The organism is Pseudomonas sp. PSKL.D1, assembly GCF_028898945.1.
Taxonomy (GTDB): Bacteria; Pseudomonadota; Gammaproteobacteria; order Pseudomonadales; family Pseudomonadaceae; genus Aquipseudomonas.
This window is the reverse complement of record NZ_CP118607.1, coordinates 3,042,129-3,064,013: the sequence shown is the minus strand read 5'-3', so window position 1 is coordinate 3,064,013 and position 21,885 is coordinate 3,042,129. Positions and strand designations below refer to the sequence as shown.

19 protein-coding genes and 1 pseudogene are annotated in these 21,885 nt (G+C 64.1%); 5 read left to right on the top strand and 15 right to left on the bottom strand.

Annotated elements, in window-relative coordinates:
- Positions 1-13: 13 nt before the first annotated feature.
- The 4 genes from PVV54_RS13630 to PVV54_RS13615 form a co-directional block, all read right to left on the bottom strand.
- Positions 14-2,257 (bottom strand): xanthine dehydrogenase family protein molybdopterin-binding subunit, encoded by a 2,244-nt coding sequence (locus PVV54_RS13630; RefSeq protein ID WP_274905749.1) that lies wholly within the window; start codon positions 2,255-2,257, stop codon positions 14-16.
- Positions 2,257-2,712, bottom strand: a complete 456-nt coding sequence (locus tag PVV54_RS13625; protein ID WP_274905748.1) for a (2Fe-2S)-binding protein — start codon at positions 2,710-2,712, stop codon at positions 2,257-2,259. Before PVV54_RS13625 ends, PVV54_RS13630 begins: the two co-directional genes overlap by 1 nt.
- A 185-nt stretch (positions 2,713-2,897) precedes the next feature.
- Positions 2,898-4,994, bottom strand: a complete 2,097-nt coding sequence (locus PVV54_RS13620; RefSeq protein ID WP_274905747.1) for a TonB-dependent receptor family protein — start codon at positions 4,992-4,994, stop codon at positions 2,898-2,900.
- Positions 4,995-5,048: 54 nt separating this feature from the next.
- Positions 5,049-5,414 carry a RidA family protein gene (locus PVV54_RS13615; protein ID WP_274910434.1) on the bottom strand — a complete coding sequence of 122 codons (366 nt, stop codon included), beginning with the start codon at positions 5,412-5,414 and terminating at the stop codon, positions 5,049-5,051.
- A gap of 144 nt (positions 5,415-5,558) precedes the next feature.
- On the opposite strand from PVV54_RS13615, the gene PVV54_RS13610 reads away from it, so the two are divergent.
- Complete coding sequence (locus PVV54_RS13610) at positions 5,559-6,254, top strand: tRNA (adenine(22)-N(1))-methyltransferase (protein WP_274905746.1); 696 nt, start codon at positions 5,559-5,561, stop codon at positions 6,252-6,254.
- A gap of 1 nt (position 6,255) precedes the next feature.
- Here PVV54_RS13610 and PVV54_RS13605 read toward each other — a convergent pair whose 3' ends face one another.
- Entirely contained in the window at positions 6,256-6,525 is a 270-nt protein-coding gene (locus PVV54_RS13605) for a DUF2790 domain-containing protein (RefSeq protein ID WP_274910433.1), read from the bottom strand.
- 123 nt (positions 6,526-6,648) lie between these two features.
- Between PVV54_RS13605 and PVV54_RS13600 the strand changes: the two genes are divergently transcribed.
- Positions 6,649-7,581, top strand: a complete 933-nt coding sequence (locus PVV54_RS13600) for a LysR family transcriptional regulator (protein ID WP_274905745.1) — start codon at positions 6,649-6,651, stop codon at positions 7,579-7,581.
- A 69-nt stretch (positions 7,582-7,650) separates the two neighbouring features.
- Here the strand turns inward: PVV54_RS13600 and PVV54_RS13595 are convergent, their stop codons facing one another.
- The 3 genes from PVV54_RS13595 to PVV54_RS13585 form a co-directional block, all read right to left on the bottom strand.
- Positions 7,651-8,202, bottom strand: a complete 552-nt coding sequence (locus tag PVV54_RS13595; RefSeq protein ID WP_274905744.1) for a YbhB/YbcL family Raf kinase inhibitor-like protein — start codon at positions 8,200-8,202, stop codon at positions 7,651-7,653.
- 49 nt (positions 8,203-8,251) lie between these two features.
- Positions 8,252-8,554 (bottom strand): hypothetical protein, encoded by a 303-nt coding sequence (locus PVV54_RS13590; protein WP_274905743.1) that lies wholly within the window; start codon positions 8,552-8,554, stop codon positions 8,252-8,254.
- 63 nt (positions 8,555-8,617) lie between these two features.
- Positions 8,618-9,916, bottom strand: a complete 1,299-nt coding sequence (locus tag PVV54_RS13585; RefSeq protein WP_274905742.1) for an MFS transporter — start codon at positions 9,914-9,916, stop codon at positions 8,618-8,620.
- A gap of 139 nt (positions 9,917-10,055) precedes the next feature.
- On the opposite strand from PVV54_RS13585, the gene PVV54_RS13580 reads away from it, so the two are divergent.
- Complete coding sequence (locus PVV54_RS13580; protein WP_274905741.1) at positions 10,056-10,931, top strand: AEC family transporter; 876 nt, start codon at positions 10,056-10,058, stop codon at positions 10,929-10,931.
- A gap of 96 nt (positions 10,932-11,027) precedes the next feature.
- On the opposite strand, the gene PVV54_RS13575 is transcribed toward PVV54_RS13580, so the two are convergent.
- The 5 genes and pseudogenes from PVV54_RS13575 to PVV54_RS13555 form a co-directional block, all read right to left on the bottom strand.
- Entirely contained in the window at positions 11,028-11,660 is a 633-nt protein-coding gene (locus PVV54_RS13575; RefSeq protein WP_274905740.1) for a hypothetical protein, read from the bottom strand.
- A gap of 122 nt (positions 11,661-11,782) precedes the next feature.
- The gene (locus PVV54_RS13570; RefSeq protein ID WP_274905739.1) at positions 11,783-12,916 is read right to left on the bottom strand and encodes an HlyD family secretion protein; all 1,134 of its coding nucleotides are present in this window, start codon (positions 12,914-12,916) and stop codon (positions 11,783-11,785) included.
- Positions 12,913-14,561 (bottom strand): annotated as a pseudogene (locus PVV54_RS13565) (MFS transporter). The gene PVV54_RS13570 and the pseudogene PVV54_RS13565 overlap by 4 nt, the downstream one beginning before the upstream one ends.
- A 227-nt stretch (positions 14,562-14,788) precedes the next feature.
- Positions 14,789-15,511, bottom strand: coding sequence for a UDP-2,3-diacylglucosamine diphosphatase (locus tag PVV54_RS13560; protein WP_274905738.1), 723 nt, complete (start codon positions 15,509-15,511; stop codon positions 14,789-14,791).
- Positions 15,508-16,008 (bottom strand): peptidylprolyl isomerase, encoded by a 501-nt coding sequence (locus tag PVV54_RS13555; protein ID WP_274905737.1) that lies wholly within the window; start codon positions 16,006-16,008, stop codon positions 15,508-15,510. The genes PVV54_RS13560 and PVV54_RS13555 overlap by 4 nt, the downstream gene beginning before the upstream one ends.
- Positions 16,009-16,243: 235 nt before the next feature.
- Here PVV54_RS13555 and PVV54_RS13550 point away from each other — a divergent pair, with 235 nt between their 5' ends.
- Both PVV54_RS13550 and cysS read left to right on the top strand, forming a co-directional pair.
- A complete protein-coding gene (locus PVV54_RS13550; RefSeq protein ID WP_274905736.1) occupies positions 16,244-17,947 on the top strand; it encodes a glutamine--tRNA ligase/YqeY domain fusion protein in 1,704 nt (567 codons plus the stop codon).
- A 9-nt stretch (positions 17,948-17,956) separates the two neighbouring features.
- Complete coding sequence (gene cysS / locus PVV54_RS13545; protein ID WP_274905735.1) at positions 17,957-19,339, top strand: cysteine--tRNA ligase; 1,383 nt, start codon at positions 17,957-17,959, stop codon at positions 19,337-19,339.
- A gap of 50 nt (positions 19,340-19,389) precedes the next feature.
- Here cysS and PVV54_RS13540 read toward each other — a convergent pair whose 3' ends face one another.
- Positions 19,390-20,541, bottom strand: coding sequence for an acyl-CoA dehydrogenase family protein (locus tag PVV54_RS13540; RefSeq protein WP_274905734.1), 1,152 nt, complete (start codon positions 20,539-20,541; stop codon positions 19,390-19,392).
- A gap of 16 nt (positions 20,542-20,557) precedes the next feature.
- Positions 20,558-21,628: an enoyl-CoA hydratase/isomerase family protein gene (locus tag PVV54_RS13535; RefSeq protein ID WP_274905733.1), complete on the bottom strand. Its 1,071-nt coding sequence runs from the start codon at positions 21,626-21,628 to the stop codon at positions 20,558-20,560.
- Positions 21,629-21,885 lie beyond the last annotated feature (257 nt).

Here is a 21,885-nt window from a genome sequence, read left to right as displayed (position 1 = left end):
GTTCCTTGTGCGATCAGCTGAAGGTGTAGCGGCTCAGGGGCAGGCTGCGGATGCGCTGGCCGGTCAGCCGTGCAACCGCGTTGGCCACCGCCGGGGCGACGGCGGGCAATGGTGGCTCGCCGATACCCCCCATCTTCGCGCCGCTTTCAACGATGCGCACATGCACCCGGGCCATGCGTGACGGCGGCAGGATCGGGTACAGGTCGTAGTTGCGTGCCTTGGGCTTGCCTTCGAGGAACACCGCTTCTTCCACCAGCGTCTGGGACAGGCCCAGTGCCACAGCACTGTTGACCTGCGCCTCGACAATCGCCGGGTTGACGACGCTGCCCGGGTCGATGGCTTGCCAGATGTCATGCACCTTGACCTGGCCATTTTCGATCGACACTTCGGCAATCACCGCCGCTTCCGAGCCAAACGGCGAGGCCATGGCCACGCCGCGCGCCCGTTTGCTGCCATCCTCTGCCGTGAACGGCCCGCGCTTCCAGCCGCCGGACAATTCGCCCACCGCCTGCAGCAACGTGGTCAGGCGCGGGTTGTCGCGCAGCAGGTGCAGGCGCAGTTCATACGGGTCTTTGCCGCCTTTGTCGGCCAGTTCGTCAAGAAATGCCTCATAGAAGAAGTCATTGAGCGAATTGCCCACCGACCGCCAATAGCCAAGCATGGCCGGGCCTTTGACGTAAATTTGCGCCACGCGCTTGTTGGCGATGGCGTAAGCCTTGCCCGACAGCCCTTCTACCGCGGTAGGGTCGATCTTGTCCCCTTGCTTGCCGGCAAGGGCCTCGGTGGGGCCTTCGGTGGCGCTGATCGCTTCGATGGCTACTGGCAGGCCGTCGGCATCCAGCCCGGCACGGAACTTGACCACGGCCACCGGCCGCAGCACATCGCGCAGAAACTCTTCCTCTCGGCTCCAGATCAGTTTCACCGGGCGCCCCACGGCCTTGGCCAGGGCAATGGCCTGAGGGTAAGGGTTGGCCGAGTCGTACAGAAAGTGGCGGCCAAAGAACCCGCCCAGCAGCGGGGAGTGCAGGGTGACCTGGCCCGCGTTCAGGCCTGTGCGTTTGGCGATGTCATCGCGGAACATGTCTGGTGCCTGGTTGGGCAGCCAGACGTCCAGCGTACCGTCCGGGTTGAAACGGGCGATGGCAGACGGCGGCTCTAGTTGGGCGTGGTTCAGGTACTGGTTGTGGTAGGTGGCTTCGACCTGAGTCTTGGCGCCACTCAGCGCACCTGCCACGTCGCCTTCGTTTTCTTCGTCGCGGGCCGGGCCGGTTTGCGCGGCCAGGTGCTCGCGCCAGCCATCGCTGGAAAAATCGGCAGGCATGGCGCGCACCTTCGAGTCGGCGCCGGCTTCCTGCCATTCCACCTGGATGGCTTCCACCGCGCGTTTGGCATGCCACCAGCGCTCGGCGACCACGGCCACGGCCCCCGGCAACTGATGCACCGAGTGCACGCCCTTCATGGCCTTGACCTGGGCTTCGTTACGCAGGCTGCCCACGGTCATGCCCAGGCGCGGCGCGTGCTGCACCGCGGCGTGGAGCATGCCTTCGACCTTGATGTCGATGCAGTACTGCGCCTTGCCGGTGGACTTGTCGTAGGCATCGACCCGGCGCACCGGCTTGCCGATCCAGCGGAACTGGGCAGGGTCGCGCAATTGCACGCTGGCCGGGTCCGGTACGGGCAGGTCCATCGCGCGCCCGGCCAGTTCGCCATAGGCCAGCGTGCGGCCCGAGGCGGCGTGCACCACCTTGCCCGGTTCGGTGCTGAGTTCGCTCAGCGGCACGCCCAGCTGCTCGGCAGCCGCCTGCAGCAGCATGGTGCGGGCCAGCGCGCCCAGGCGGCGCATGGTGGTGTAGCTCATGCGCACCGACATGCTGCCGCCGGTAATGCGCAGGCCGTTGTCCATCACCACGTAGGCTTCGCCGGGCGGGGCACTGTCCACCAGGAAGCTGGCCGGGTCGACGTCCAGTTCTTCACCAACGATTTGCGCCATGGCGGTGTAGGTGCCCTGGCCACCTTCCATGAACGGGCACAGCAGCCGCACAGTGCTGTCGGGGCGGATTTCCAGGAAGGCGGGCACCTGGGTGCCGCGTTCGGCTGTGGCGGCGGCCATCGCACGGCCGGTGCCTACCGGCAAGCCGAAGCCCAGTACCAGCGCGCCAATGGCCGTGCCTGCGAGAAAGCGGCGGCGCGACAGGTTGACGGTTTCGCCAGCGGCCAGGTTGAGTGTTTGCGCGGGGGTATCGAACGGTGCGCTCATCAGGCTTTCTCCCCTTGGGCAAGCTCATGCACCGCTGTGTGGATGGCGTTGTAGGTGCCGCAACGGCACAGGTTGACCATCGCGGCGTCGATTTGCGCATCGCTGGGTTTGGGGGTGTGCTTGAGCAGGGCCGTGGCGGCCATTACCTGCCCGGACTGGCAGTAACCGCACTGAGCCACTTGATGCTCGACCCAGGCCGCGACCACGCGCTTGCCCACCTCGTCGGCTTCGATGGCTTCGATGGTGGTCACCTCGCGGCCGACCACCCCGGCCACCGGGGTGACGCAGGCGCGCACCACATTGCCGTCCACCAGCACCGAACAGGCGCCACACTGGGCAAGGCCGCAGCCGTACTTGGTCCCGGTCAGGCCCAGGTCGTCACGGATCACCCACAGCAGGGGCGTGTCGGCGTCGGCCTCGACCTGATAGGTCTTCTGGTTAATGCGAAGTTCCATGGGGCACCTGCTGATCAACGGTTGCTGTTGTTTGCTGTCGGGTGGGGAATACGTTGTTCCCCAATCCACAAACGCTAGCACAGGGGGATGACCGCTGGTCTGCCGAGCACGGTATCTCCAGAGGATCAGGCAAGTATTCCGTTGGAATGCGCAACACCGGCATCGCCGGTGCCATCCACCGCTGATCAGAACTGGTATTCGACACCGGCCCCGGCGTACCACGACCGCCCCGGCGCCGCTTCGTAATAACGGCCATTGCCATCACCCACGATCACCGACCCCACATACTGCCGGTCCAGCAGGTTGTCCAGCCGCACCAACTGATGGAGGGTCCACGGCCCGAGGTGCTGCTCGAATCGCGTACGCCAGTTGAACACGGCATAGCTGGGTGCAGCATGCTGGTCGTTGCTGTCTTCGACGTACACCTTGCTGCGGTACTGGCCCTCAAGCCCCATGCTGATACCTGAACGCGGCTGCCACACCAGTTCGCCGAACAGGTTGCTGCGTGGTACGCCGGGCAACTGGTTGCCCTTGTCGATGGTGGTGGTGCCTTGGCTGAAGGCTTCATCGTACGTGGCATCGAGCAGGGTATAGGCAAGGTTTGCCTGCCATTGCGCGTTCAATTCGCGCTGCACGCTCAGCTCGAAGCCCCGGCGTAGCGTCTTGCCGGCATTGCGGTAACTGGTGCGGCCACCTTCAGAGGCGGCAACGACGATTTCGTCCTCGGTGCGGATCTCGAAGATCGCCGCGTTGATGCGTGTCCGTTCGTCGAGCCGCGCCTTCAGGCCCAGCTCGTACTGGGTGCTGGTGGCCGGTTCCAGGCCAAAGTTGAAGCCCTCCAGTGCGCCCGGGGCGTAGGCCATTTCTGCCTGGGTCGGGGTTTCGAAGGCTTTGCCGGCACTCACGTAACCATGCAGTTCGGGCGTGAAGGCATACATCACCGACAAGGTCGGGGTAGTGCGCTGGTACGTTTTCGACCCGCTGGCATCGCCATTGGCCAGGAAGCGGTCATCCACGTCCATTTCCATGGTGCTGCGGCGCAGGCCGCCGTCGATGGTCCAGCGGCCAAGCTCCCAGTGAGCCTGCACGTAGGGGTCCAGGCTGGTGGCGGTGTCCTGCTCGTCACGGCGCAGTTCGCCTTTAACGCCCAGGGTATCGCCGCTGAAGTTCTGGAAACCACGGCGGTCGTCGCGGCTGCGGTCGTAATCGGCGCCAAAGGTCAGCGTGAGGGCGCCGGGTGCGGCACTGACGGGCTGGATCCAGCGCAGGGTGCCGCCGTGGAACTCGCGGTCGAAGTCGACCACACCACCGCCGCGGGTGTTGGCGGGGGTGCCTTTGGGGATCGACAGGTACTGGATCACGCTGCGCTTGCCAGCGTAAAGGTTGAACTGCAGCGTTGCGTCGCCGACATAGCGCTCGTAGTTCATGCCCACCTGCTGGTGGTGGATGCTCTTGCGGGTGTTGTACTCCTCGGCGCGGTCTGCTACCGAGCGTGGGTCGTGCTTGTACGCATCCCACGTCTGGCCCAGCGGATCTTCGGTGCCGTTTTGCTCCAGCGTGCTGAAAATCAGCGCCAGGCGGCTGTCGTCGTCGGGTTTGACATGCACCTTGGCAAACGTCTGGTCACGGCGGGCGGCACTGTGGTCGCGGTAGCCGTCGGTGTCCATGCGCGAGGCATCCACCAGGAAACCGGCCCGCTCGCTGCCGCCTTCGCTGTACAGGTGGTTCTTGTTGAAGCCGTCGCTGCCGAAGGTGGTTTCGGCCCCCACCTTGGGCGGGCCGTTGCCGTCGCGGGAGAACACCTGGATCACGCCGCCGGCATTGCTGCCATAAATGGCCGATGCCGGGCCACGCAACACCTCGATGCGGTCGGCCACGTCGAGGTTCAGCGAGGCCGCCTGGCCCTGGCCATCCGGCGTACTTGCCGGGATGCCGTCGCTGAGCAGCTTGATGCCGCGGATGCCGAAGGCCGAGCGGGCGCCGTAGCCACGCGAGGAAATCTGCAAGTCCTGGGCGTAGTTCTGGCGGTTTTGCACCACCAGCCCTGGCACCCGATTAAGGGCTTCGGACAGGTTGACGCCCAACTGGCCGTCGGCAATCTGCGCGCGGTCGACGGTGTCGATGGAGTAGGGCAGGTCGAAACTGGCGGTAGGGGCGTAGGCGCCGGTGACCACCACGGGTTCGAGGTTCAAGGGGGTGTTGTCAGCGTGGGCCAGCGGAGCCAGGCCCAGGCCGGGCAGCAAAGCGATCAGCGCTTTGCGGCGAAAAGGGGGGCAATGCATGCAGCAGCGTCCTGCTTGGAAACCCGCGCCCACAAGCGCGGGGGAATCGAAAAATCAGGCCTTGGCGGCCATGGCGGTCACTTCCACGCGCATGCCCGGGAAGGCCAGCGCGGCAACCCCCACGGCAGCACGTACAGGCCAAGGCTTCTTGAAGAAGCGCTGGTACACCTCGTTGAACGCGGCGCGGTCAGCCATGTCGGTGAGGTAAATGGTCAGGTGCATGACCCGGTCCATGCTGCTGCCGGCCTTTTCCAGCGCTTCCTTCAGCGCCTGCAGCATGCTTTCGCTCTGCTCGACGATACCGACGTCGTAATCGGCGGGAATCTGCGTGGTGACGAGGATGCCGTTGAACTCGGCAACGTCGGAAGAAATGGACTCGGCGTCGGAATCCGGCGTGTAGATCAGGTCTGCCATGGGAATTTGCCTTGCAACGGAAGGAAAGGCGCAAGCCTACGCGAGCCGGGCGGATGGGTCGAGCCGCCGCACACCGTTTGGCTTGCTTGCATTGAAATGCCACGCCTTGGCCGTCAGAATCGCGCCCGATTGCTGAGCAAGGGGTTTGCATTGAACGAACAGACATTGTCGCTGCGCCTTGAGCGCGTGGCGGCGCACGTGCCGCAGGGCGCGCGGCTGGCCGATATCGGCTCGGACCACGGCTACCTGCCGGTGGCCCTGGCGCTGCGTGGCGTGATCGCGGCGGGCGTGGCCGGGGAAGTGGCACAAACGCCTTATGAGTCGGCCTTGCGCAATGTGCGCCGCAATGGCCTGCAGGCGCACATCACCGTGCGCCTGGCCGATGGGCTGGAGGCGCTGGAGCCTGAGGACTGCATTACGGCCATCAGCCTGTGCGGCATGGGTGGCGAAACCATGTGCGAAATCCTGACGCGTGGCAAGGCACGGCTCAATGGGCGCGAGCGAATGATTTTGCAGCCCAACGGCGGTGAACATGAGCTGCGCACCTGGTTGATGCACAACGGCTACCGCATCGTCAGCGAAGAGCTGCTGCGGGAAAACCGTTTCGATTACGAAATCATCGTGGCCGAACCTGATGCAGCCTCAGTCTATAGCCCGGAAGAACTGTATTTTGGGCCCGTGTTGATGCGCGAGAAGAGCCCGGCGTTCATCGCCAAGTGGCAGCGCGTGCTGCGCCAACAGCTACAGACCATCGCCAACTTCGAGCGCGCCCAAGGCGCGGTCCCGCTGGAAAAACAGCAGCGTTTTGCCCGGCAGGTCGGTTGGATCAATCAGGTTTTGGCGTGAATCACATCTGCGAGCAATTGCCCATTTCGCGGTAGTTGACTTCGCGCTTCTGGCCTTGATGGTCGACGTACACCATGTGCGCGGTACCGATCTGGCAGTCGGCGGCGTTGCTGGCCGGGGTGATGGAAATGACCTTGGCCACATCAAGCGGCATGCCGTACTCGTAATTTTCCTGCTGGCTGGATACCGGCTGATTGCCAGCGGTGTCGGCAAGGGCAGTGAAGGAGGCGAAAACGGCAGTAAGGGCAAGCAGGCTGATCGAGCGTTTGATGTTCATGGCAGGCTCCTTTATCAATGTTTTACCAATGATGTATTCATTGGTAGTGCACAATAAATGGCCCAACCCGTGATAGATTCCTGCCTGGAACGCAAGAATAGTCTCAGGAGCCGCTTCATGGACATGCTGCACGCCATGCGAACCTTCGCCCGGGTGGTGGAATGTGGCAGCTTTGCCGCTGCTGCCAATGCCCTCGACATTTCCGCTGCCCAGGTGTCGCGCATCGTCGCCGAGCTGGAAAACCAGCTGCAAACCCGGCTGCTGCACCGCACCACGCGCCGCCTGCGCATGAGCGAGGCTGGCGAGCGTTTTCTGGAGCGGGCGCGGCAGATCATGGCGCTGACCGAAGAAGCCATGGACGAAGCGCGCGGCGCCCACCTGACGCCCCGGGGTCGGCTGCGCCTGCATTGCCCGCATGGCGTCGGCATGCTGCTGATGCCGTTGGTGGCCGGTTACAACGCCGTGTGCCCGGAAGTGGTGATCGAGTTGACGCTGTCCCAGCGCAACCCCGACCCCCTGGCAGAGGGGCATGATGTGGTCATTACCGTGGACGAAGTGTTGCCCGATTCGCAGATGATCGGCGTGCCGCTGGGCAATATTTTCAGCATCCCCTGCGCAGCCCCCAGCTACCTCGAGGCCCACGGCGTGCCCGAACGCCCCGAAGACCTGCACGAGCACCGCTGCCTGCGCATGGCCTACCCGATGTACGAAGGCGATTGGGTGTTCCCGGAGGGGCTTGACCATTGTGTGATAGCCCCACGCGACAGCTTCCTGACCAATGTTGCCGATGCCATGCTGGTGGCCACCGAGCTGGGCATGGGTATTGGCCTGTTGCCGTTCTATACCGCCAGCCAGGCCATCGAACAGGGCCGGTTGCGGCGGGTGCTGGCGCCTTACCGTTTGAGGGAGAACGCGCTGTATGCAATTTACCCGTCACGGCATTACCTGGACGCCAAGGTGCGGACCTGGATCGATTATCTGAAGGAGCAGTTGCCCGCGTTGTTTGCCGGGCATGCGGCAATTGTCGATGATGCGCGCTATTGGCGTTGATGCGGCGTATGGCACCGGCTGTGCCGGTGATCGCGGATAAATCCGCTCCTACACAGATCGTGCATGTACTTAATGGCCGTAACGGCCTACCAGGCTTTGGGCGCCCAAGGCATGCCCTTGAAGCAGCGTCAGCAGCCCATTGCGGTCGAGCTCTGCAGGTAAGGTGCCCACCGGGATATCAGTGGCAATCAGCGTCAAGGCATAGTGGTGCGGGTTGTCGCCTGCAGGCGGGCAGGGGCCTCGATAGGCCGATGTACCGCGAGAGTTGCGGCCAACCGTGATGGTTGAGGACGTGACGCCGCCGGTGCCTTCCTTGAGGCCATCGAGCGCCGGGTCGATGTTGTAGGCCACCCAGTGCACCACACCAAGCCCTTTGCCTCCGTCCGGGTCAAACATCACCAAGGCCAGCGAGCGCGTGCCGGCAGGCAGGTTATCCCAACTCAACTGCGGGGTTTGCTCTTCGCCCGCACCGCAGGCCGGGTCAGGCCCGACCTGCTGCAGGGCAATCACGCCACCGTCAGTGAATGATGACGAACTGATCGACAGGGCACCGGAGCCAGTACCGGCCGCCAGGGCCGTAAAGGGCAGCAGGGCGGCAAACAGCCAGGGCTTGAACGTCATGAGGGTTTCCGAGCGTTGGGCGATGGCTGCACTCTAGACCCTGTGGCCATCAATGGCTGTCCTGGTCCTCGGCGGTGCCGCCGCTGTGGCCGGCACCCGACCCGGTCGCCTCGCCTGTGCTGTTGGAACCACCGGCAGCGCCGTCGTCGGCATCGGTGCCGGTGTTGCTGCTGTCATTGTCCTGGCCACTGCCGGGGCTGTTGATGCTGCTGCCTTCCCCGGCCGTCTTGCCGCCTTGCTGGTCGGTTTGCGGGCGGCTGTCGGTGTTGGTGTCGGTGGCGGCAAAGCTGGTGGCCGAGCCGATACCCAGCAGCACGGCGAGCAGAAGCGGGAGCGGGCGAATGCGGATCATGGCGAATCTCCTGAGCGGATGATCTGTCATTCATTGGGTTGCCCCAGGCCCGCAGGGTGCCGCTCAGCCGACCAGCGGTGCTTCCTTGGGTGTGGCTTCCTTGACTGGCTCCAGCGGCGGATGCTCCTGCGCCGCCTGTATCAGGTCTTCCGTTACGCGCAGCTCGGCGCCGGTGGGCGAGAAGGTGGTGGACGCGGTGAACGGCGCCGGGTGCTCGGCCGCCGGGCGCTTGCCACGGCGCCACAGGAAGAAGCTCACCATGCCCAGGTTGACCACGGCAAAGGCCCAGAACAACCCGGCCTCGCCGAACTCGGTCATGGCAGGCGAGATGGCCAGTGGCGCCATGGCAGAGCCCAGCGAGTTGATCAGCAGCAGCCCCTGAATCATCGGCACCAACGCGTCGGACGGCGCACGGTCGGCCGCATGGCTGACCGCCACCGGGTACAGCGCGAACACGCCGCCGCCCAGCAGGAACAGCAGGGCCGGCAATACCGCCGAGTGCGATGGCAGGAACACGATGACCACCGACAGCACCACGCACAGCGCCGCCAGGGCGATCAGCACATCCTGACGGTCCTTGCGGTCGGACCAGCGCCCCACCGGGTACTGCAGCATCATGGCGCCAAGAATCACCCAGGCCATCATATGGCCCACTTCGGCCACGTCCAGGCCGATGCGCTGCAGGTACAGCGGCAGCAGGGCGTAAATGCCCGCAATGGCCACCCCGGAGCCGAAGCAGCCCACCAGCCCGGACGGTGCCACACCCAGCAATTGGCGTGGTTTGAGAGGTTCGACCTGTTCCAGCAGCGGCGAAACCCGCGGCAGGATCACGATAGGCAGCACCGACAGGGCTGCGAGCATGCCGGCCAGCATGAACGGCGCGCTGTCGCTCAAATGGGCAATTTCGCCCAGGCCGGCCTGGGCAATCACGCCCGCACCGTAAAAGGCGATCATGTACAGCGCCAGCAGGCGCCCACGGATTTTCGCGTCGCCCGCCAGCAGCAGCCAGCTTTCGATCACCAGAAACACGCCAACAGCGGCCCAGCCATTGATCAGGCGCAGCACCGACCACCAGGTGGTGTCGTAGAACAGGCCCTGCAGCAGGATGGTCGCGGCGATCAGCGAGGCGAAGCTGGTGTAGGCCCGGATGTGGCCGATGCGCAGGATCAGCCGGTCGTTGAAGATGGCGCCCAGGGTCAGGCCCAGGAAATAGCTCGACGACACGATGCCGATGGTGGTGGCGGTTTCGCCAGCAGCGCCGAGGCGCAAGGTGGTCAGGGACGACATGAAACCGTTGCCCAGGGCAATGATGAACAGCCCGAGCAGGGGCGCCAGCGCCATGGCCAGCAAACGCGGAGACATAATAACCTCAAGGGGAGTGGCACATTGGCCACCGGCAAGGCAGGGGGGAAAGGAGGCGCGATTCTAATGCTCCGCAGCGATTTCCCCAAGTGGCTTTGCCCTGCGGCATAATGACGCTTTTTCCGCAAAGGCCCGGGTTATGTTCGCTTCGTTGTTTGCCGTGCTGGCACCGGTGTTCATCGTGGCCGGCATTGGCTATGCCTGGGCCCGCAAGGGCCTGGATTACCCCACCGAATTCATTGCCCGCATGGTCATGACCGTGGGCACGCCTTCGCTGGTGCTGTCTACCCTCAGCCGCACCGAGCTGGACGCAACGGTGTTCACCAGCATGGCGCTGGCCTGTGTACTGTGCACCGCAGGCATGGCACTGGCCGGGCTACTGGCCGCCCGCGTTTCGGGCTTGCACTGGCGGGTGCTGACGCCAGCGTTCATGTTCCCCAACACCGGCAACATGGGCTTGCCGATCAGCCTGTATGCCTTTGGCGAACATGGCCTGGCGTTGGCTGTGGCGTTTTTCCTGACCTTGTCGATCGTGCAGTTCACCGTGGGCATGGCCATCTCCGGCACGGCAGCGTCGTTCAAGGCGTTGATACGCAACCCCATCGTCATCAGCCTGGCCGGTGCCATGCCGATCATCTTCCTGGACTTTGAACTGCCGCGCTGGCTGGCGAACACTGCCGATTTGCTGGGTGGCATGAGCATCCCGTTGATGCTGCTGACGCTGGGTGTGTCGCTGGCGAGCATCCGCCCGCAGCACATCGGCAGCGGCATGCTGCTTGGGGGTGTGCGCATCGTGCTGGGCGCTGCTGTCGGTTGGGCGGTGGGGGCGGCGCTGGGCATGGAGGCGATGGAGCGGGCCGTGCTGATGGTGCAGTCGGCCATGCCTGTGGCGGTGTTCAACTACCTGATGGCGGTGCGGGCCAACCGGTCACCCGAGCAGGTGGCCAACCTGGTGATGTGCTCGACGGTGTTGTCGTTTGCCTGGTTGCCGGTGGTGCTGGCGGCCTGGATGTAAGGCCAATGGCCCTATCGCGGCTAAAGCCGCTCCTACAGGCATTGTGATATCCCTGTAGGAGCGGCTTCAGCCGCGATAGGGCCGGCACAGCAAAACTCAGTCCCTGAACTGGCGCTCGTGCACCCACCCCTTGTTGGTCAGCACCATCGCCCGTGTTTCCTTCACCGGTGCGTCATTACTGGCCAGCGCCTTGCCCAGATCACGCACATTGGCCTTGACCTCTGCGTCCGCCGCCCACGCTGGCAAATCCGTGATCTTGTAGGCATAGGTCACCTCGGAAATGGTCTGCCCCATCATTTCGCCAGGTTCGCTGTACTGCTCGATACCGGTCACTTGCGCCTTGCCGAAACACAGCCCGCCACGGGTGGTGCCGTTGAGCATCTTCTGGGCATCGGCTTTGTAGTACTTGCGGCCTTCGTCGGTGAGGTCGTAGGCGTAATAGATGTCGGTGCGCGCTGGCTGCCACAGGCGCTCGGGCACTTCGGTACGGGAAATTTCCTTCTCGCTGACCACGCCGACCTTGGCCAGGGCATGCAATGCCTTGTTGGTGCCGGCGATGTCGAAGTCCTGGGTTTTGGTGGGGAAGGAAGTGACCACGAAACAGTGGGGGTACTGGGTATCGAGGTAAGCCTGGGCGGCTTTGTGGAAGTTGGCTTCGCTGACGTCTTTGGTGTCCGAACAGCCTGCCAGGGTGGCCAGCACGGCCAGCGGTACGATCTTCCTGTACATAATGAAGCGTCCTTGAATGGCGAAGATAAAACCGGTGGGTCGGAATTAGAACCCACGGGCTAGAGCGGCGCAATCATGGCAAGGCGGCATCTCGACAGGGTTCTCACTTTGTGGAATGCGCTTCACTGCGTGGCGCGAGTGTCAATGCTCACCACCACCGACATGCCTGGGCGCAAGCGTTTGGCCTCGGGTTGGTCGGGGTCGACGGTGATGCGCACCGGTATGCGCTGGGCGATCTTGACGAAGTTGCCCGTGGCATTGTCGGCCTGCAGCAAGGCGAATTCGGAGCCGGTGGCCGGTGAAATCTGCTGCACATGGCCGTGCAGTTTCAGGTGGTTCAGCGCATCGACGGTAAACGTCGCTGGCTGGCCGATGCGCACGTTGGCCATCTGTGTTTCCTTCAGGTTGGCGATCACCCACAGCGTGTCGGGCACCAGCGCCATCAGTTGCGCACCCGAATTCACGTAAGCCCCCAGGCGGGTGCTGATTTGCCCCAGCTGGCCATCACGCGGCGCGGTGACGCGGGTGTTGTCCAGGTCGATGCGGGCCAGCTCGACCGCTGCCTTGGCGTTTTCCACGGCCGCTTCCAGCGCGGCGCGGTTGACGATGACGGTTTCGCGGTCTTGCCGGGCAATGGCCAGCGCAGCCTTGGCCTGGGCCAGGCTGGCAACAGCGGCTGCCTGGCTGGCGCGGCTCAGGTCCAGGTCGCGGCGCGACACCGAGCCGTCGTTGACCAGTGCCTGGTTGCGGCCGTGGTCGGCGCGGGCCTTGTCGGCCTGTGCCTGGGCGTCGCCGATGGCCGCCTGGCGCTGGGCGATGGTGGCATCGGCACTGTTGCGTTGCTGTTGGTTGTTGGCCAGCGCCGCCTGCTGCTGTTGCAATTGGGCGATGGCTTGGGCGAGGCGCTGCTTGTAAATGCGGTCGTCCAGCTGCACCAGCAGGTCGCCGGCTTTCACGAACTGGAAATCGTGCACGGGCACATCGACGATGTAGCCGCTCAGCTGTGGGCCGATGATGGTGACCTGGCCACGCACCAGCGCGTTCTCGGTGCTCTCGATGGCGCTGCTGAACGGCGGCAGGCGCCAGGCATACAGCACCAGCAAAATGCCGGCCAGCGCCACGCTGGCAAAACTGATGGCGGACAGGATACGCACACGCCGCGAGCGCACCGGGCTGGTCGGTTCGCTGGGCGGTGTGACGCCTTCCGGGGTTTCGGCGAGGGCGGTGGTGGTGGTTGTGCGGGTTTCTTCGGTCATTGTCTGGCAGTACCACGGGAAGAATCGGAGTCGGCCGGCTGACGCGCGCTGTACCAAAGCCAGGAGCCGCGCAGGGTGATCCAGACCATGGTCAGCACGGCAATGCTGCCGATCAGCATGAACACATCGTTGTAGGCCATCACATTGGCCTCGCGGGTGGCAGCGTTGGCCAGCAGGCGCATGCCGGCCTCGCTGCGCAGTGCCGGGTCGGCCAGCAGGCCGCCGTAACCGGCGCCGCCGCTCTGTACCCGTGCGTTTACCAAGGGTTCCAGGTAGCTGAGGCGGTCCATCAGATGGCTGGAATGGTATTTCTCGCGCCAGGTCTGGAACGTGCCCAGCAGCGCGGCGCCGATCAGCCCGCCAAGGTTGTTGCAGATGCCGAACAGCACCGAGAAGCTCACCAGGTTGCGCGGGTTGGCGCGCACATGGCGATGCCCAGCGCCATGGACGGGCCCAGAAAGAACGTGCTGCCGAAGGCCAGCAGGAACTGGCTCAGGTACATCTGTGCCGGACGGGTGAGGTTGCTGGAGCTACTGTCCATGAACGCCCCGGTGGCCATGGCCAGCAACGAAACAAACAGCGGAATTACCAGGTGGTTGGGGTTGATGGTCAGCGCGCTGGTGGCCAGGCCTGCCACTGCACCCAGCAGCATGATCGCGTACAGGGTGCGCAGCTGTTCGCTGCCCATGTTCAGCACTTGCATGAAACCCACCGCGCCGGTGGACTGCTCGGAGGTGACCATGCGGATGAGAATCACGCACAAGCCCAGCCGGATGATCGCCGCGCTGCCCAGCCAGCGGGTCATCAGCAGCGGGTTCTGACGGTTGTGCTCAATGGCCAGGCCGCTGAAAACAAGGGCAATGGAGGCGGCCAGCGCCACCCCGATCCAGGGTGCGTCCAGCCACCAGTCGATGCGCCCCAGCGACAGCACGGCGCAGAGCAGGGCAGTGCCGCTGGCCATCAGAGTAAAGGTGAGAAAGTCCAGTGGCTCGAACACTTTGAAGCGGTCACCCGGCGGCAACTTGAGCATCAGCACACAGCCCAGCGCCGCCAATGCCAGGCCCAACTCGAACAGGTACAGGCCGCGCCATTCGGCGATCTGCAGCAGGTCTTCGGAAAAGATGCGCGCCAGTGGCAGGGCCAGTTGCGAGGCGCCCAGGCCCAACACCATGGCCTTGAGCCGCCACTGCGCCGGGAAGGCCTGGATCATGTAATAAAGGCCCAGGGAGCTGAGCGCCGCGCCGACCATGCCATGGGCCGCGCGCACGGCGATGGCCGAGTTCAGGTCGTTGACGAACAGGTGGGCGAAGGTGACCAGCGCATAGAGCACGAGGAACACTTCGGTGAACGCGCGCAGGCCGTACTGCTGGCGAAACTTCACCAGCAGCAGGTTGATCGAGACGTTGGTCATCACGTAGGCCGCTGGCAGCCAGGCCATTTCCGCCGTGGTCGCCCCCAGCGCGCCCTGCAGGAACACCAGGTTGGCGGTGACCAGCGCGTTGCCCAGGCCGCCAGTGATGGCCACCAACAGCCCGACCACGCCATAGGCCAGGCGTTTGGCCGGGCTGTGCAGGGGTGTGGAGGGGGAGCCGGGCAGGCTGGGCTTTTCGTGGGGTAGCCACTGGCGGGGGGCGTATTTGTCCATGCGGCCGACTGTACTGCGTAAGGTACAGCGATGATAGCAGGGGATGCGGTTGCCGGGTGTGGGAGCGGCTTCAGCCGCGAACACCGGCGAAGCCGGTGCCAGCCACCGCGTTGCTTGCTTCGCGGCTAATGCCGCTCCCACAGGGATTGCGCTTGCCTTGAGGTAAGCACTGCCCCTGTTGGAGCGGCTTTAGCCGCGAAGAGGCCGGTACAGCCACAACCTTTGCGTCAGGAAAACTCGAACGGCTCCAGCACAAACCCTTGCCCATCCACCTGCAAGGTCCAGCCGCGCCGGTCCCAATCCCCCAGCACAATCCGCCGTGCCGGCTCGCCATCCACCACCAGCTTGTGAATCGCCGGCCGGTGGGTGTGGCCATGCACCAGCGTACGCACCCCATGCGCTGCCATTACCTTCGGCACTTCTTCCGGGGTAACGTCAACGATTTCGGTAGCCTTCATGCGTACCTGTGTGCGGCTTTCATTGCGCAGCTTGCGCGCCAGTTTCAGCCGCGTGCCCAGCGGCAAATGCCGCAATACCCACAAGGTGAGCGGGTTGCGCAGGTAACGGCGCATCTTCATGTAGCCGACATCGCGGGTGCACAGCGTATCGCCATGCATCAGCAGCACCTGTTCACCGCCCAGGGTGATCACGCTTGGGTCGGCCAGCAACGTGCAGCCGGCTGCCTTGCAGAAATCCTGGCCGATCATGAAGTCACGGTTGCCGTGCATCAGGTACACCGCCGTGCCACTGTCGCTCAACTGGCGCAGGGCCTGGCAGATCGACTGCTGGTACGGCGTCATGGCATCGTCGCCCACCCAGGCTTCAAAGAAGTCGCCCAGTATGTACAGCGCCTTGGCGTGGCGGGCGCGGCCGTCGAGCAGATCAAGAAACGCCCGGGTAATGTCCGGGCGTTCTTCTTGCAGGTGCAGATCAGAGATCAGCAGAATCACTCAATGATCTCGGCTTTCTCGATGATCACGTCGTCTTTAGGTACGTCCTGGTGGCCAGCCTTGGAACCGGTGGCGACCTTCTCGATGGCATCGACCACTTCACGGCCTTCGGTCACTTCACCAAACACCGCGTAGCCCCAGCCCTGCACGTTCTTGCCGCTGTGGTTGAGGAAGTCGTTGTCGGAAGCGTTGATGAAGAACTGGGCCGAAGCCGAGTGCGGCTCCATGGTGCGGGCCATGGCGATGCTGTACTTGGTGTTCTTCAGGCCGTTGTCGGCTTCGTTCTGGATGCTGGCGCGGGTTTTCTTCTGGCTCATGCTGGCTTCGAAACCGCCGCCCTGGATCATGAAACCTTTGATCACACGGTGGAACACGGTGCCGTTGTAGTGGCCGTCCTTGACGTACTGAACGAAGTTTTCGGTGGTCAGCGGCGCTTTTTCTGCATTCAGCTGCAGGACGATGTCGCCGTGGTTGGTGGTCAGTTTGACTTTGGACATGCTGAAATTCGCTCTTTCAAGGCATACGGGAATAGGGTGCGCAGGGCGCTGGTGGTTACCTGACGCAGCATCGGGCCACCGCGACACATGGCGCGCAGCGGCCATTTTGCACGCAACGCGATAAATCGCGCCAGTTTGTCGGTGTTCGGCTGTCAGCAGCTTGACTGCTTCGGCTATGATAGGCCCTTTGATTCAATCGGCCTACCCAGGCCGGACACGTGCATTCAAGGATCCTATGAGCAAGCCCACTGCCGACAACGCGCCCAACGCCGCTGCCAAAGGCGCCCCCGCTGTCCCTGCGAACTTCCTGCGGCCGATCATCCAGGCCGACCTGGACTCGGGCAAGCACAGCAGCATCGTCACCCGTTTCCCGCCGGAGCCCAACGGCTACCTGCACATCGGCCACGCCAAGTCGATCTGCGTCAACTTCGGCCTGGCCAAGGAATTCGGCGGTGTCTGCCACCTGCGTTTCGACGACACCAACCCGGCCAAGGAAGACCAGGAATACATCGACGCCATCCAGAGCGACGTCAAGTGGCTGGGCTTCGATTGGGCCGGCGAGGTGCGCTACGCCTCGGACTACTTCGACCAGTTGCACGACTGGGCCGTCGACCTGATCAAGTCGGGCAATGCCTATGTGTGCGACCTCACCCCCGAGCAGGCCAAGGAATACCGTGGCAGCCTGACCCAGGCAGGCAAGAACAGCCCGTTCCGCGAGCGCAGCGTTGAAGAGAACCTCGACCTGTTTGCCCGCATGAAGGCCGGTGAGTTCAAGGACGGCGAGCGCGTGCTGCGCGCCAAAATCGACATGGCCTCGCCGAACATGAACCTGCGCGACCCGATCCTGTATCGCATTCGCCATGCCCACCACCACCAGACCGGTGACAAGTGGTGCATCTACCCCAACTATGACTTCACCCACGGGCAGTCGGACGCCATCGAAGGCATCACCCACTCGATCTGCACCCTGGAGTTCGAAAGCCACCGCCCGCTGTACGACTGGTTCCTCGAGAAGCTGCCGGTACCGGCCCACCCGCGCCAGTACGAATTCAGCCGCCTGAACCTGAACTACACCATCACCTCGAAACGCAAGCTCAAGCAGCTGGTGGACGAAAAGCACGTCAGCGCCTGGGATGACCCGCGTATGTCGACCCTGTCGGGCTTCCGCCGCCGGGGCTATACCCCGGCCTCGATCCGCAACTTCTGCGACATGATCGGCACCAACCGCTCCGATGGCGTGGTCGACATGTCGATGCTCGAGTTCAGCATCCGCGACGACCTCGACCGTACCGCACCGCGCGCCATGTGCGTGCTGCGCCCGCTGAAAGTGGTCATCACCAACTACCCCGAGGGCCAGGTAGAGCAGCTCGAACTGCCGCGCCACCCGAAAGAAGACATGGGCGTGCGCGTGCTGCCGTTTGCCCGTGAACTGTACATCGACCGCGACGACTTCATGGAAGAGCCGCCAAAAGGCTACAAGCGCCTGGAACCGGCCGGTGAAGTGCGCCTGCGCGGCAGCTACGTGATCCGCGCCGACGAAGCCATCAAGGACGCCGACGGCAACATCGTCGAGCTGCGCTGCTCGTACGACCCGGACACCCTGGGCAAGAACCCCGAGGGCCGCAAGGTCAAGGGCGTGATCCACTGGGTACCGGCCGACACCAGCGTCGAGTGCGAAGTGCGCCTGTACGACCGCCTGTTCCGCTCGCCAAACCCGGAAAAAACCGAAGAAGGCGGCAGCTTCCTCGACAACATCAACCCGGAATCGCTGCAAGTGCTCACCGGTTGCCGCGCCGAGCCGTCGCTGGGCCAGGCACAACCGGAAGACCGCTTCCAGTTCGAGCGCGAAGGCTACTTCTGCGCCGACCTCAAGGACAGCCAGCCGGGCCGCCCGGTGTTCAACCGCACCGTCACCCTGCGTGACTCCTGGGGCAGCTAAGGAACCGCCGTGCTTACCATATACAACACGCTGAGCAAAACCAAAGAAGCCTTCAAGCCGCTCGATGGCAACAAGGTGCGCATGTACGTGTGCGGCATGACCGTGTACGACTACTGCCACCTTGGCCACGGCCGCAGCATGGTGGCCTTCGACCTGGTGACGCGCTGGCTGCGTAAAAGCGGCTACGACCTGACTTACGTGCGCAACATCACCGACATCGACGACAAGATCATCAACCGGGCCAACGAGAACGGCGAGTCGTTCGACGCCCTGACCGCGCGTATGATCGACGCGATGCACGAGGACGAGCGCCGCCTGAACATCCTCAAGCCGGACCTGGAGCCGCGTGCCACCGACCACATCGCCGGCATGCACGCCATGATCCAGACCTTGATCGACAAGGGCTATGCCTACGCGCCGGGCAACGGTGACGTGTACTACCGCGTTGGCAAGTTCGTCGGCTACGGCAAGCTGTCGCGCAAGAAGATCGAAGACCTGCGCATCGGTGCCCGCATCGAAGTCGACGAAGCCAAGCAGGACCCGCTCGACTTCGTGCTGTGGAAGGGTGTCAAACCGGGCGAACCTTACTGGGATTCGCCGTGGGGCCCGGGCCGCCCGGGCTGGCACATCGAGTGCTCGGTGATGTCCACCTGCTGCCTGGGCGAGAGCTTCGACATCCACGGCGGTGGCAGCGACCTGGAGTTCCCGCACCACGAGAACGAGATCGCCCAGAGCGAGGCCGCCACCGGCAAGCAGTACGCCAATGCCTGGATGCACTGCGGCATGATCCGCATCAATGGCGAGAAGATGTCCAAGTCGTTGAACAACTTCTTCACCATCCGCGACGTGCTCGAGAAGTATCACCCGGAGGTGGTGCGTTACCTGCTGGTGGGCAGCCACTACCGCAGCGCCATCAACTACTCCGAAGACAGCCTGCGCGACGCCAAAGGCGCGCTGGAGCGCTTCTACCACGCCCTGCGCGGCCTGCCGCGTGTTGCCGCCCAGGGTGGCGAGGCGTTCGTCGAACGCTTCAGCGTGGCGATGAACGATGACTTCGGTACGCCCGAGGCCTGCGCCGTGCTGTTCGACCTGGTGCGCGAAATCAACCGCCTGCGCGACAGCGACGTTGACGCCGCCGCCGGCCTGGCTGGCCGCCTGCGCGAACTGGGTGATGTGCTGGGCGTGTTGCAGCTGGACGCCGATGACTTCCTGCGTGCCGGTGCCGAAGGCAAGGTTGACGCAGCTGAAGTGGAAGCACTGATCCAGGCGCGCTTGCAGGCCCGTGCCGACAAGAACTGGGCCGAGTCCGACCGCATCCGCGACCAGCTGACCGCCATGGGCGTGGTGCTGGAAGACAGCAAGGGCGCGACGACCTGGCGCCTGGCTGACTGATCACCGCGAGGCCGTGCAGCCGTTGTTCAAAGGGCTGCACGGCCCCGGTTCTACAGTGTGTAGTGCTTCAGCTCCCGGGCAATCAGCATGCGCTGGATCTCGCTCGAGCCTTCGTAAATCTGCGTGATGCGCGCATCCCTGTAATAGCGTTCCACCGGGTAATCTTCCAGGTACCCGTAGCCCCCATGCACCTGTATCGCCATCGAGCACACCCGCTCAGCCATTTCCGACGCAAACAGTTTGGCCTGTGAAGCCTCCGACAGGCAGGGCTTGCCTGCGCTGCGTAAACGCGCGGCATGCAGGATCAGCAAGCGTGCGGCGTTGGTTTGCACCTGCATGTCGGCCAGCAGGTTGGCGATGCTCTGGTGCTCATTGATCGGCTTGCCGAACTGCACCCGGTCCCGCGAGTAGGCCAGCGCGGCCTCGAACGCGGCGCGTGCAATGCCCAGTGCCTGGGCGGCGATGCCGATGCGCCCGCCTTCGAGGTTGGCCAGGGCAATCGCCAGGCCCTTGCCACGCTCGCCCAGCAGGTTGGCGGCCGGGATGCGGCAGTTGTCGAAGGTGACCGCGCAGGTGTCGGAGGCGCGGATGCCCATCTTGTGCTCGCTACGGTCCACATTGAAGCCAGGGTTGTCGGTGGGCACCAGGAATGCCGACAGGCCTTTCTTGCCCAGCTCGGGGTCGGTAACGGCAAACACGATGGCAAGGCCGGCACGCCGGGCATTGCTGACAAACTGCTTGGCCCCGTTGATCACCCATTCGCCGCCAATGAGTTCGGCACGGGTGCGCAGGTTGTGCGCTTCGGAGCCGGCTTGTGGCTCGGTCAGGCAGAAACAGCCGATCACCTCGCCGCTGGCCAGGCGCGGCAACCAGTGTTGCTGCTGCTCGGGCGTGCCATAGGCCAGCAAGGGGCCGCAGCCCACCGAGTTGTGGATGCTCATCATCGCCCCGGTGGCACCGCAGCCGGCGGCGATTTCTTCTACGGCCAGGGCGTAGGCCACGTAGTCGGTGTAGCTGCCGCCGAAGTCCTCGGGCACGACCATGCCCAGCAACCCCAGCTCGCCCATCTTGCGCACCACGGCATCGTCGATCCAGCCGGCCTTTTCCCATGCCTGGGCCTGGGGCGCGATCTCGCCCCGGGCAAAGTCCCGGGCCATGTCGCGGATCATGATCTGCTCTTCGCTCAGTTCCAGGTCTTGCATCTGTGTACTCCCGGGCTCACAGGCCTTCGAAGAATTGGTCCACCCGCTCGCGTGCCAGCCCGCTCAGGGTTGGCGGGTTCCAGCGAGGCTGCTTGTCCTTGTCGATGATCAGGGCGCGCACGCCTTCGATGATGTCGCCGTACTGGAACCACTGGCGGTCAATGTGCAGCTCCATGGCGAAGCAGTCCTCCAGGGCCAGGTGGCGGCCCCGGCGCAGCATTTCCTGCGTAACTGCCATGGCCAGGGGCGAGCGGCTTTCCAGCTGGTCGGCGGTGGCCAGCGCCCATTGATGGCTGTCGCCGAGGCTGACGGCACGCAATTGTTCGATGATGGCCGCCGGGCCGGGCAGGGCAAAGAAGTGGTCGATGACCGGGCGCAGGCGTTCCAGCGGGGCGTCGTCCAGGGTCTGGGTGCCGAGTTTGGCCAGCAGGTTCTGCAAGTCCTTGAGCGGGTATTCGCCAAAGCGGATCTGGTCCAGGCCCTGATCGAGCACGGCAATGCTGTCGCTGGGCAGGTACCAGTCGGCCAGCCCGCAGTACAGCGCGTCGGCGGCCTGGATCTGTACACCGCTGACGCCCAGGTAGGTGCCCAGTTCGCCGGGGATGCGTGACAGGAAATAGCTGCCGCCCACGTCCGGGAAGTAGCCGATGGCGACTTCCGGCATGCCCAGGCGGCTGCGTTCGGTGACCACCCGCAGGTCGCAGCCTTGGGCCAGGCCCATGCCGCCGCCGAGGGTGAAACCGTCCATCAACACCAGCACTGGCTTGCGGTAGCGGTGGATGCACAGGTCCAGCGCGTATTCTTCGACGAAAAAGTCTTCATACAGGGTGTCACCGGCCTTGTAGCTGTCGTGCAGCGAGCGGATGTCACCACCGGCGCAGAAGCCCTTGGGGCCTTCACCACGCAGCACCACCGCCTGCACCTGCGGGTCTTCGGCCCAGCGGTCGAACTGCTGGCGCAGGCTGCGCACCATGTCCAGGGTCAGGGCATTGAGGCCGGCGGGGCGGTTGAGGGTGAGGTGGCCAATCTGATTACGGACCTCGGCCAGTACGTGCGCCGTTGCCGAGGTGTGAGCATGCGCGGTCATCGCGTTCTCCCTGCTTTGTTATTGATTTTCCGAGTGAAGCCTTGGGGGATGGCTGGATCCTGTCATGCAAATTTGCCGTGCACAATTGGCAAAAGTGCAGGGGAGGCGTGCGTTTTTGCGCTGTAGGAGCGGATTTACCGAGACGTCGGACCGCCGCGATGCGGCGCAACGCGCCGCCCTTCACTGTCCATTACGGTAACCGTAACGATCAACCCCCCACCTTGATTGATCACCCTACAACTATCCCCCTACTGTAC